The organism is Flavobacterium sp. HBTb2-11-1, from assembly GCF_009826975.1.
Lineage (GTDB): Bacteria > Bacteroidota > Bacteroidia > Flavobacteriales > Flavobacteriaceae > Flavobacterium.
Window position 1 is genome coordinate 627118 of sequence record NZ_WUMO01000001.1, and the last position, 12242, is coordinate 639359.

The 12242-nt window shown below is 33.7% G+C and carries 12 protein-coding genes; 5 read left to right on the forward strand and 7 right to left on the reverse strand.

Features of this window, described 5'->3' with window-relative positions:
• Window positions 1–106 precede the first annotated feature (106 nt).
• Genes GR162_RS02740 through GR162_RS02750 form a run of 3 tightly spaced genes read left to right on the forward strand, consistent with a single transcriptional unit; the run spans window position 107 to window position 4613 of the window.
• Complete coding sequence (locus GR162_RS02740; RefSeq protein WP_160780896.1) at window positions 107–946, forward strand: endonuclease/exonuclease/phosphatase family protein; 840 nt, start codon at window positions 107–109, stop codon at window positions 944–946.
• Window positions 947–948: 2 nt separating this feature from the next.
• Window positions 949–2373 carry a glycoside hydrolase family 30 beta sandwich domain-containing protein gene (locus GR162_RS02745; protein WP_160780897.1) on the forward strand — a complete coding sequence of 475 codons (1425 nt, stop codon included), beginning with the start codon at window positions 949–951 and terminating at the stop codon, window positions 2371–2373.
• Between the two features lie 11 nt (window positions 2374–2384).
• Complete coding sequence (locus tag GR162_RS02750) at window positions 2385–4613, forward strand: glycoside hydrolase family 3 N-terminal domain-containing protein (RefSeq protein WP_160780898.1); 2229 nt, start codon at window positions 2385–2387, stop codon at window positions 4611–4613.
• A 234-nt stretch (window positions 4614–4847) separates the two neighbouring features.
• On the opposite strand, the gene GR162_RS02755 is transcribed toward GR162_RS02750, so the two are convergent.
• Together GR162_RS02755 and GR162_RS02760 are read right to left on the reverse strand one after the other, a co-directional pair.
• Window positions 4848–6869, reverse strand: a complete 2022-nt coding sequence (locus tag GR162_RS02755) for a hypothetical protein (RefSeq protein ID WP_160780899.1) — start codon at window positions 6867–6869, stop codon at window positions 4848–4850.
• 151 nt (window positions 6870–7020) lie between these two features.
• Window positions 7021–7278 (reverse strand): hypothetical protein, encoded by a 258-nt coding sequence (locus tag GR162_RS02760; RefSeq protein WP_008466716.1) that lies wholly within the window; start codon window positions 7276–7278, stop codon window positions 7021–7023.
• A 261-nt stretch (window positions 7279–7539) separates the two neighbouring features.
• Here GR162_RS02760 and GR162_RS02765 point away from each other — a divergent pair, with 261 nt between their 5' ends.
• Window positions 7540–8295: an NUDIX hydrolase gene (locus GR162_RS02765; protein WP_160780900.1), complete on the forward strand. Its 756-nt coding sequence runs from the start codon at window positions 7540–7542 to the stop codon at window positions 8293–8295.
• Window positions 8296–8356: 61 nt separating this feature from the next.
• Window positions 8357–8677, forward strand: a complete 321-nt coding sequence (locus tag GR162_RS02770; RefSeq protein WP_160780901.1) for an MmcQ/YjbR family DNA-binding protein — start codon at window positions 8357–8359, stop codon at window positions 8675–8677.
• A 4-nt stretch (window positions 8678–8681) separates the two neighbouring features.
• On the opposite strand, the gene GR162_RS02775 is transcribed toward GR162_RS02770, so the two are convergent.
• The 5 genes from GR162_RS02775 to GR162_RS02795 all read right to left on the reverse strand — a co-directional run bounded on the left by GR162_RS02775 (window position 8682) and on the right by GR162_RS02795 (window position 12197).
• Entirely contained in the window at window positions 8682–9290 is a 609-nt protein-coding gene (locus tag GR162_RS02775) for an alpha-ketoglutarate-dependent dioxygenase AlkB (RefSeq protein WP_160780902.1), read from the reverse strand.
• Window positions 9277–9522, reverse strand: coding sequence for an Ada metal-binding domain-containing protein (locus tag GR162_RS02780; RefSeq protein ID WP_160780903.1), 246 nt, complete (start codon window positions 9520–9522; stop codon window positions 9277–9279). Before GR162_RS02780 ends, GR162_RS02775 begins: the two co-directional genes overlap by 14 nt.
• A gap of 176 nt (window positions 9523–9698) precedes the next feature.
• Complete coding sequence (locus GR162_RS02785) at window positions 9699–10403, reverse strand: 2OG-Fe(II) oxygenase (RefSeq protein WP_160780904.1); 705 nt, start codon at window positions 10401–10403, stop codon at window positions 9699–9701.
• Window positions 10400–11155, reverse strand: coding sequence for an SDR family oxidoreductase (locus tag GR162_RS02790; protein WP_160780905.1), 756 nt, complete (start codon window positions 11153–11155; stop codon window positions 10400–10402). Before GR162_RS02790 ends, GR162_RS02785 begins: the two co-directional genes overlap by 4 nt.
• 199 nt (window positions 11156–11354) lie before the next feature.
• Window positions 11355–12197: a methylated-DNA--[protein]-cysteine S-methyltransferase gene (locus tag GR162_RS02795; protein ID WP_160780906.1), complete on the reverse strand. Its 843-nt coding sequence runs from the start codon at window positions 12195–12197 to the stop codon at window positions 11355–11357.
• Window positions 12198–12242: the final 45 nt, after the last annotated feature.

Here is a 12242-nt window from a genome sequence, read left to right on the forward strand (position 1 = left end):
TGTTTAAAAGAATTATTCCCAGCGGATTAATTAACATAACTTTTAAATAGATTTTTTTCTTTAAAGCCTCGTAAACACTAGCTTTACAAGATTAAAATTTTTTAACATGAAAAAGATAAACAAACTTGTTTTTGCAGTGATGCTGCTTTTAGCCGTGAACTCATTTTATGGTCAGAATTTAAAAATTATGACTTATAATATCCGTTTGGATGTTGCTTCAGATGGAGAAAATGCGTGGCCAAAACGAAAGGATTATTTCACAGCTCAGATCGGTTTTTACAGTCCAGAAATTTTTGGAGTTCAGGAAGCAACGCCAAATCAAGTTTTAGATATTGCATCGGCTCTGCCAAATTATAACAGATTTGGATTAGGAAGAGAAGAAGGCGGATTGGGAGAAGCTTGTACGATTTACTATAAAAAAGATCGTTTTAAAGTCGAACAATCTAACACTTTCTGGCTGTCTGAAACTCCAAATGTAGTTTCTAGAGGTTGGGATGCAGCTTGCAATAGAGTTTGTACTTACGGACTTTTTAAAGATCTAAAAACTAAAAAAATATTTTGGGTTTTCAATTTGCATTTGGATCATATGGGTGAAGAAGCAAGGGTAAAAGGCGTACAGCTTGTTCTTTCTAAAATAAAAGAATTGAACACTAAAAATTATCCCACTTTTTTAATGGGGGATTTCAATTCTGAACCAAACACAACGCAAATTGGCGAAATTAAAAAAGTGATGGATGATACTAAAGATATTTCAAAAGAAAAACCTTTTGGACCTTCTGGAACTTTCAATGATTTCAAACACAACCAACCCGTAACCTTATTATTAGACTACATTTTTATTTCAAAAAATAGTGGTTTAAAAGTTCAAAAACACGCAGTGTTAAGTGATTCTAAAGATTTAAAATATCCGTCGGATCATTTGCCTGTCTTAATAGAAATAGATTAAAAATGAAAAACATCAACAAAAAACTTCAAATCCTAGTTTTGCTGCCATTAATTGCGATGCAGTTAAACTGTGGATCTTCAAAAAGTGTTACTGCCAATTCTGGAAAAGTAGAATCTTGGATTACTACTACAGATGAAACTTCAAAACTTAAAAAACAAACTGATTTGGCTTTTAGCTCAGAAACAAATTCAAATCAGACTATTGAAGTAAATCCAGCTGAGAAATTTCAAACCATCGAGGGTTTCGGATTCTCGTTAACAGGAGGAAGCGCTCAGGCTATCAAAAAATTAGATAAGGCAAAAAGAGAAGCGTTACTTCAGGAATTATTTTCAAGAAAAGACAATGCAATTGGTCTAAGTTATTTAAGAATAAGTATTGGAGCATCAGATTTGAATGAAAAAGTTTTTTCGTATGATGATATGCCAGAAGGACAAACCGATATGAATTTGGAGCACTTTAATCTTGGTCCAGATTTAGACGATGTAATTCCGGTTTTAAAAGAAATTTTAGCTATAAATCCGAAGATTAAAATAATGGGATCTCCGTGGTCACCTCCAGTTTGGATGAAAGACAATGGAAGTTCTAAAGGCGGAAGCTTACAGCCAAAATACTACGGAGTTTATGCGCAGTATTTTGTAAAATACATTCAGGCAATGAAATCGCACGGAATTGTTATTGATGCCATTACACCTCAAAATGAGCCGTTGCATCCAGGAAACAATCCAAGTATGTTAATGTTGGCAGAACAGCAGGCAGATTTTATTGGAAATCATTTAGGTCCCGCTTTCGCGAAAGCAGGAATCAAAACCAAAATTATTGTTTATGACCATAACTGCAACAAACCAGAATATCCTTTGACGATTTTAAGAGATCCAAAAGCAAATCCATATGTAACAGGATCAGCTTTTCACTTATACGAAGGAGACATTAGCGCTTTAACGACTGTTCATAACGAATTTCCGAATAAAGATTTGTATTTTACCGAACAATATACTGGTTCAGGAACTAATTTTGAAACGGATTTGAAATGGAGCGTGAAAAATGTAGTAATTGGTTCTATGAGAAACTGGAGTAAAAATGCACTTTCATGGGGATTGGCAAATGATGAGTTCTACAAACCTTTTACGCCAGGAGGATGTTCAACTTGTAAAGGAGCTTTGATGATTGACCAAAATCAGAACATCAAAAGAGAAGTAGGATATTATATTATTGGACATGCTTCTAAATTTGTTCCAGAAGGTTCGGTAAGAATTGGAAGTAATATTGCAGGAAACTTACATAATGTGGCTTTCAAAACTCCATCAGGACAAACCGTTTTAATTGTAGAAAATGATGGCGCTTCGGCAGAAACATTTAATATTAAATACAACCAAAAACAAACCACAACCACTCTAAGCGCAGGTGCAGTTGCTACTTTCGTTTGGTAAAAACTTAAACTATGAAAAAAGTAACCACAATTACGCTGTTTATGATTTCGCTTTTGGCGTCGGCACAACAGCAGACAATAGATCAGAAAGTCAATGATCTGTTGAAAAAAATGACAATTGAAGAAAAAGTCGGCCAGTTGAATCAATATACTGGCGATAATCAGGCTACGGGACCAATTACCATAAATCCAAACAAACAAGCGGAAATAAAAGCAGGTTTAATCGGTTCGATGCTAAATGTTATCGGAACAAAATATACCAGAGGATATCAAGAATTGGCGATGCAGTCAAGACTTAAAATTCCGTTGTTGTTTGGTCAGGATGTTATCCACGGATACAAAACCACTTTTCCGTTGCCTTTAGCTGAAGCAGCAAGCTGGGATTTAGCGGCTATTGAATTGGGTGCACGTGTTGCGGCGACCGAAGCAGCAGCAAGTGGAATTCATTGGACATTTGCTCCAATGGTTGATATTGCACGCGATCCTCGTTGGGGACGTGTAATGGAAGGCGCAGGAGAAGACACTTATTTAGGTTCTAAAATTGCTTATGCGAGAGTAAAGGGTTTTCAAGGAAATAAATTAGGAGATTTAAACTCGGTTATGGCTTGCGTAAAACACTTTGCGGCTTATGGAGCAGGTGTTGGAGGAAGAGATTATAACTCTGTTGATATGAGCGAAAGAATGCTTTTGGAAACGTATTTGCCGCCTTTCAAAGCAGCTTTAGACGCTGGAGCGGCGACATTCATGAATTCGTTCAACGATATTAACGGAATTCCTGCAACAGGAAATGTGCATCTGCAAAGAGATATTTTAAAAGGAAAATGGAACTTTCAAGGATTCGTAGTTTCAGACTGGGGATCAATTGGAGAAATGGTTGCTCACGGTTATTCTAAAGATCTTAAAGAAGCTGCATATTCTGCTATTACTGCAGGAAGCGACATGGATATGGAAAGTAATGCATACCGCAAGAATTTAGCAGAATTACTAAAAGAAGGCAGAGTTTCTATAGATTTGGTTGATGACGCTGTAAGACGTATTCTTCGCAAGAAATTTGAATTAGGATTATTTGATGATCCTTATAAATATTCAGATCCAAAGAGAGAAGAAAAAGCATTAAGCAATCCAGAGCATAGAAAAGCGGCTCTTGAAATGGCTGAGAAAAGTATCGTTTTATTAAAGAATGAAAACCAAACTTTACCAATTTCAAAAAGCACGAAAACAATTGCTTTTATCGGACCAATGGTAAAAGAATACAAAGCCAATATGGGATTTTGGGCTGTTGAATTGCCAGAAGTAAACTACGATAAATGGGTAGTTTCGCAATGGGATGGTTTGCAAAATAAAGTAGGCAAAAACACTAAATTATTGTACGCAAAAGGCTGTGAGGTTACAGGTGACAATAAAGATGGTTTTGCAGAAGCTGTTGCAACAGCCAAACAAGCCGATGTTGTTATTTTAAGTGTTGGTGAAAGACACGATATGAGCGGTGAGGCAAAAAGCCGAAGCGATATTCATTTGCCAGGAGTTCAAGAAGATTTGATAAAAGCAGTTATGGCTACAGGAAAACCAGTTGTAGTTTTAATTAATGCAGGAAGACCTCTTGTTTTCAATTGGACAGCAGACAATGTTCCTGCAATTATGTACACTTGGTGGTTAGGAACTGAAGCTGGAAATGCAATTGCAAATGTTTTATTTGGAGATTACAACCCATCAGGAAAATTGCCAATGACTTTCCCAAGAGAAGTAGGGCAAGTGCCAATTTATTACAATCACTTCAGTACGGGAAGACCTGCAAAAGATGAAAATTCAACTAACTATGTTTCGGCTTATATCGATTTGAAAAATTCTCCAAAATTTCCTTTTGGATACGGTTTGAGCTATACAACGTTTGATTATTCTGGTCTAAAATTATCTTCAAATAAAATAAAAAGCAACGAAACAATTAAAGTTTCTTTCCAATTGAAAAATACTGGAAAAGTTGCTGGAGAAGAAGTAGTTCAATTGTATTTGAAAGATAAATTTGGATCTGTTGTGAGACCAGTTTTAGAATTGAAAGATTTCCAAAAATTGAAATTAAATGCAGGTGAATCTAAAACAATCGAATTTATAATTGACAAAGAGAAACTTTCTTTCTACAATAATAAATTAGAATGGGTTGCTGAGCCAGGAGATTTCGAAGTAATGATCGGAGCTTCGTCAGCAGATATTAAATTAAAATCTGATTTTGAATTAGTAAATTAATTCATTGGGTAAAATAAAAAAACAAAGTTTAACACATAGAAGCATAGATTTTTTGTGTAGTAAAAAAAACAAAGAAACAAGTTTCCACACATAGCAACTATATGTGTATTTAAAATAGCGAAACGCCTTTTTTAAGTCTTTAATAGCCTATGTTTCTATGTATTGAAAAATAATTATAGACAATGAATTGCATAAAAAAAAGCGGGATTTTAAAATCCCGCTTTTTTTCGTTTATTATTTAAGACGTTTCTTAAAACTGTATTTCAGCATATTCAACAAGCCTTCTTCAATAATGTCGATTCCAATTCCGAAATTACTGTCAGCAACTTCATGATGCGCATTTCTAAAATCTTCAAAATCCTCACTTGGAATTTCTAGATTGATTAATGGTTTATAATCAATACTTATAGAAGCGCCGTTTTTGGTCACTTTTTTACGGCTTATATAATCAAAATACGGATTTACAATAGTACTTTCTTGAATAGTATATTTTTCCTGGGTGTCTATCTTCTGATCTGTCGTTAAATTGATTTCGTATTTCTCGTTATCAAAATTATGCCAGAACGAAAGGTCATTGTGCATAAAATCACGTGCTGCATTTTTAACCACATTTCGATCAAAATACATTAAAAAACGATTTTTTTCTGCATCGACAAAATACGGATTTTCAATCGAAGTGTTGTACTGAATTGTAAACTCGTTTAGCTTTTTGTCATCGCTTACAATCTCAATTGTTGCATCTTTAAAAATGGTTCTGATATCTGTTCCGTTTCGATCGTTAGAATAATTTAAAGTATAAAACAAGAAATTATTCCAGCTGTCTATTATTTCTCTTTTGTTGGTGTTTTTGAAATATTTACGCATATAATTGGCACGATTTCCTTTGTAAGTCGTAACCAGTTTTAACTTTCCTGTATTATTTTGAGCACTAAAATCGACTTTCTCATTTATGCCATAATAAGAAAATTTATGAGGTTCTTTAATCGCCAATTCCTGATTTGGTTTCACTTCCAAATAATGCATAAAATAGATGTAGCCACGGTTTTCAATTAATCCAAATTCATCTCTCGAAGTCGCATCAACAAAATAAGTTTCGCCTTTGTAATTGATTTTTACAATAACGTGATTAAAAGTCAATAGAGAAGGAAGATAATATTTGATGTAATGATCTGAGTTGAAGTTTACCAATACTACAGAAGAATCAACATTGATATAATCTAAAACGACTTTCAATAAAACCGATTTTGCCTTACAATCCCCCTGCTTATTCTCATAAGTTACTGATGGTTCCTGCGGTTTGTGGCCGTTCATTTCATCAGCATTAAAAATATAATAAACATGGCTCTGAACATAGTCAATAGCAAACTGTAACTTTTCGTCTTGATCTGCAATGGCATCTAGTTTTTCAACAAGATTTGGAGCAAATTCTTTTAGAGAAGCTTTACTATAGATTTCTTCATAAAGTGGAGAAATATAATTAGATAAATCAATCCAATTTCGATCTGTGGCAAAATCAATAAAAGGCGCAATTTCTCTATTAACATCAAACGAATTAATGTAATTTTCTTTTTCGATTACAAATCGCTCTCCTTTTTTCAGGTAATTGATTTCTGGTTCTATGACATTTCCCTCTTCATTTCTGAAAAATGTTTTTTTGTAAGCGATTGTTTCTTTTCTATCATTGATAAATGAAAATTTATATTTTCCATAAGCCCAATACGAACTTGGTGTAACGTATACATATTTAAGAAACTCTTTTCGCATAAAATCGCGATCTGTAAAAACCTTTGTGCGAGAATCTTCAGTAATTAAAACATCATATAAACGTAAATCCTTAATGGTAATATTTACTTTTTTGTTGCTGCTTAAAATACCGCCTTCACTTTGATTTTCGCTGTCTAAAACTTTAATTTTGGTATCGGCAATTTTATCAATCAAAATGCCATCTCTCAAAACGCTGATTCGGTGTATAACATATGTCTCATTTTCTTCGACAACAACATCTCTTACCGAAGCGCTTTCTAGGTTTGATGGTTCGTTAAGTGTATAGGCAACGCAGGCATATTCGCTGTTTTCAGTATCACTTGTATAATAAACTTTATCTAAGAAATAGCAGAAATCACGCCCTTCGTCAACTTGTTTATTAGAGAAATCCGATTCTTTTATATATTCAATAAGTTGATCGTCGTTAATTGTAGGCGCCCAGCTTTCTGGTTTTTGAATTTTGTAGCTTTCTGATTCAATGATGTTTTCCATGTACTTTTTCTATAGGGGTATATTCTTACTTTTTAAAAAAGGCTAAAATAATTAATAAATAATGATTTTCTTTCATAATGATGTGAAATTTATAATAAAAAAAAGCCTCACTAAAAGTGAGGCTGCATTATAAATTATAAACAGGACAGGGTTATTTTATAACAGTATTTACAAAATCCATAGCGCCAATTCCTTTATAAGAAGCATACAAAGCTTTATCGAATGCTTCTTGCTTTTCTTTTTTGTTTTTCGCATCAGTTTCAATAATCATCTCATTGAAAATTCTTTCCTGTTCTTCACTGTATTTCAATGAAGCTTCTAAGAGATAGGTTTTAGAAACAAATCCAAAAGAATTTAGAATTTTACTTCTAATCTTTTGATTAAAATTTTTTAAAGGATTGGCATTCATAACTTTCTACATTTAATTTCTACACTCACTTTGAAGATAAATGGTAGTTGGTATTATTTTTTGTTGTTTTTTGTTTTCAATTTTAACAATCGAAATCATTAATGTGTTATTCTGACGCAATGTACTTATTTTTTTTAAATTTGAATTTAAATTTTCGTTAAAATTGTAATTTCGACACTTCTGATTTGATTGAAAATCACTTTAGTTTTCTAAAATTGAAGTAAATTGCAGAGTTATTAAAAGAAAATTTATAATATTTTGATGTTAAAAGACATTTTAGATAACAACGAAAACTATCAGCCTGGACTTTCTATAGACTGTGTTATTTTTGGTTTTCACGATAATCAGTTAAAAGTTTTATTGATTAAAGTAGAACGAGCCAATAAATGGTCTTTGCCTGGCGGATTTATTCCTGTTGATCAGGACATAGATGCTGCGGCAATTACAGTGCTGAATAGCAGAACTGGTGTTGACGGAGTGTTTTTAAGGCAATTTGCAACTTTTGGAAAAGTAAATCGTAATAATCAGCATTTTGATAAGCAAACGCTGGAATACCTTCAAATTGAAGAAGAAAAAGCGAAGTGGCTTACCCGCCGTTTTGTGACTATTGGCTATTATGCTTTGGTAGATTTTTCTAAAATTCATCCAAATCCGGCAGGCAGATTTGAAGTTGTTGAATGGATAGATCACAAAGAAGTTCCAGAACTTATTCTAGATCATCGTGAAATTTTGGATAAAGCTCTGGATACTTTAAGAATAGAATTGAATTTAATGCCAATTGGTTACAACTTATTGCCAGAGAAATTTACTATTCCAGAATTGCAGAAATTATATGAAACGATTTTGGACAAAAAACTGGATCGCCGAAATTTTTTGCGCAAAATTACTAATATCGGAATCCTGACAAAACTTGACGAAAAAAAAAGCAATGTAGCGCACAAAGCCCCAAATTTGTATTCTTTTGATAAAGATAAATATGAAGAAGTCTTGAAGAATGGATTAAATCAGGGGTGGTAAGTTTAACATAACGTAGACCTAACAGGTTTTTAAACCTGTTAGGTCTGATAAAAAAGCCGATATGATTACAATTGAAAACTTTAGAAAATTAGCGTTATCATTTCCTAATGCAACTGAAGAACCTCATTTTGAGAAAACTTCCTTTCGGGTTAAAAAGAAGATTTTTGCCACTTTTGACGGAAAAAATAATCATGCCGTTTTAAAATTAAACGAAATCGATCAATCGGTTTTTTGTGCGTCGAGCGAAAAGATTTTTTATCCAATTCCAAACAAATGGGGAAAACAAGGCTGGACAATTGTCGAACTTTCAAGAGTAAGACCCGAAATGTTTGAAGATGCCTTGATCCGATCTTACGAAACTGTGGCTTCGCAAAAGAAGTAAACTTCTATCTCACAATTGTTCTAAAAGTCAAATTAACTCTTGGTTTCTGAGTACTTTTTGTTGGAGGAAGCCTGTGAAGCCAATGTGTTTGTGTTTCATCTTTCATAACCAGCAAGCTTCCATGTTCTAAAATCAGAGAAACGGTTTCTTTAGATTCTTTATGTTTGAAAGCAAATTTGCGTTCGGCACCAAAACTTACCGATCCAATTGCGCCATTTTTCTTTAAATCTTTTTCGGCATCGCTGTGCCAAGCCATTCCTTCTTCTCCAGAATGATATAAATTCAGAAGGCAGGAATTGAAAGTTTCTCCTGTTTTTTCTTCAATTATTTTTTTTAATTCTAAAAGTTCTGGAGTCCAAGGCAAAGCTTTTTTGGTAGTATTCGAATACGTATATTCAAATTCCTGATCGCCGTACCACGCAACTTTCCTTTTGGTCAAAATTAATTTCCCAAAGATGACGGCTTCATCATTTTTCCATTCAATTGTATTTAATAAAATATCACGGTAGAAATCAGCTTCTGTTCTAGAGAATGATTTTCCATAATAATTCACCGTTCCATCTTTTGGAAGCAGATTAGTTGTTTCGTCTATTTGCGGATTAAATAAGTCCATTTTTCCATTTTTGATAGTCTGATTTCATACAATGACCACAAGGCCTGAAACCATTTTGTTTGGCATCTTTTTCAGAAGAAAAGAAGACACGATTTTCCCTTTTCATTCTTTTTCCCGAAGAACATTTCAGCGCTCCGTAGATTTTTAATTTTTGGTTGCCACCGAAACAAATTTCGCGATTTTTAATTTTACGAAACAATTCAGAGTCGGTTATTTTTTGATGATTAATCATAAAATTTACGTTTTGTATTGTAGAGACGCACCGCAGTGCGTCTAACGTTTGTTGTTTTCCGCCACGAATTCACGAATTTTCTTTTTAAATCTTTGCAATTGTTTATTCGAATTAATTCGGTAATATTAAATAAAGTATTTAAAATAAAATTTGTGAATTCGTGGCAGAAAAAAAATTCACGAAAGGGCATCATGAAAAATAATTCCCAATGTATATCTTTCACCCGAATGGACTTCGCTTACACCATGTTTCATATTCACGCGATAATAACCTTTCGTGCCTTTTACAGGTCTGAAATTGGTTGTAAAAACCAAAATATCTCCTTTTTTTGGTTTTAAAACAATCGCTTTAGATTGTGCTCTTGGCGTTTGTTGTGTCAAAACAAATTCACCACCGGTAAAATCTTCATCAGGTTCATTTAGAAAAAGCACAATTTGAATAGGAAAATAAACATCTCCATATAAATCCTGATGAAGTGTATTAAAACCGCTTTTGCCATATTTCAGAATTAAAACTGTAGCTTTCAGCTGATTATTGGCATGACATTGTTTTAGCAAATCATCATGTTTTGCTGGAAATGTCGTGTCTATATTTAAAGCTTTCATCCATGCATTTGCGATTGGTGCCAATTTGGGATAAATTAAAGTTCGAATGTTCTGAATTAAATCTGGAAGCGGATAATCAAAATATTTGTATTCGCCTAAACCAAACCTATAACGTTCCATTACAACCGTTTTTCTATATAAATCGGGATTCGGATAATTAGCTTTTAAAGATTCACATTCTTCATCGCTTAGAATATTTTGAAGAACAGCAAATCCATTTTGGTGCATTAATTCCGTTATATTTTCCCAATCTAAAGATTCTATATTTGTTTTCATGGTTTTGTTTTTGATAAACCGCCATCAACTCTTAGCTCGATTCCGTGAATGTAAGAAGCGTCATCCGAAGCTAGAAAAAGTGCTGTTTTGGCAATTTCAGATGGTTCTCCAAAACGTTGAAACGGTAGAGAAGGTGTAACGGCATCAATTGTATTTTGGATATTTTCCTGGCTCATGCCCGTATTATTGAAAATATTTGTGGCAATGTAACCTGGACTTATTCCGTTTACGCGTATTTTTTTTGAAGTGCATTCAGCAGCAAAAGTTTTGATAAAAGACTGAACCGCAGCTTTTGCAGCTGTATAAATTGACATATTGGATTGGCCGATATCTGTTAAAAAAGTAGTATTTAAAATAATTGAACTTCCTTCTGGCATTAATGGCAAAATCTGCTGTACGGTAAAAAAAGTTCCTTTAACGAGCATATCAAAAACTTCATCAAATTCTTCGATTGTTATATTTTCAATAGAATTGAATTTTCCATATCCTGCATTTACAAACAAAACATCTATTTTATTGGTATGCTTTTTTATCTGATTTTGAAGTTCGAAAATGTCAGATAGCCTTCCCGCGTTTGATACAATTCCAAAGGCATTTTTTCCTAATTCTTCAACAGCTTTATGTACTGTTTTTTCACTGCGTCCGGTTATAATTACTTTTGCTCCATTTTTAATAAATTCCTGAGCCGTTGCAAACCCCATTCCGTTGGTCCCACCTGTAATAAAAGCGGTTTTGTTTTTTAGCTTTTCCATTTCGTATGATTTTAGAATGCAAAGTTTCTAAAATCGGAAAGGGTAAAAAATCCGAAACTTGCGGTTTTGAGATTTGGGATTTTTTGTCACGAATTCACGAATTTTCTTTTAAATGCTTTATTCAATATTATTTGGATTAATTCGAATAAATAATCGCAAAGATTTAAAAGAAAATTCGTGAATTCATGGCGAAAAAAAATTAAGGATTTATTTGCGCGCCTTCCCAGCCAATTATGGCAGTTTTTCGAGTCTTTCCCCACATGTAACCTCCAAAGGTTCCAGAAGACTGGATCACGCGATGGCACGGGATTAAAAACGCAACAGGATTACTTCCAATGGCTGTTCCAACCGCTCTCGACGCATTTGGTTTTTGAATTTGGTGTGCAATCGAACCATAAGTAGAAAGCTGTCCCATTGGAATTTTAAGCAAAGCTTCCCATACTTTCAGCTGAAAATCTGTTCCTTTTAGATGCAGTTTTATTTCTGATAATTTACTCCAATCATTTTGGAAAATGAATAAGGCATTTTGCTGTGCTAAATCTAGTTTCTGGGTAAAAGATGCATTCGGAAATTTATCTTTTAAGGCAATAAGTCCAGCGATTTCATCTTCGGCAAAAGCCATATAACAAACGCCTTTTGAAGTCGATGCGACGATGATATTCCCAAACGGACTTTCTGCATAACTATAATTGATAGCTAGATTTTTTCCGCCGTTTTTATATTCTGCGGGAGTCATTCCTTCGATATTTACAAATAAATCATGAAGGCGGCTGGTGCCAGAAAGTCCAGTTTCATAAGCCGTTTCAGAAACGGTTGCATGATTTTCTTTGAGTAATTTTTTAGCGTGTTCGATGCTTGTATATTGTAAAAATTTCTTCGGACTTGTTCCTGCCCATTCACTAAAAAGTCTTTGAAAGTGAAACGGACTCAAATGCACTTTCTCTGCAACCTCATCTAGATTAGGCTGATCCTTAAAATTAGCTTTGATATAATCGATAGCTTCAGCAATGCGATTATAATTGATGGTTTCTTGTGTGTTCATTTTCTTTCCATTTTATAATACAAAGATCAATTGGTTTTGGCAGGT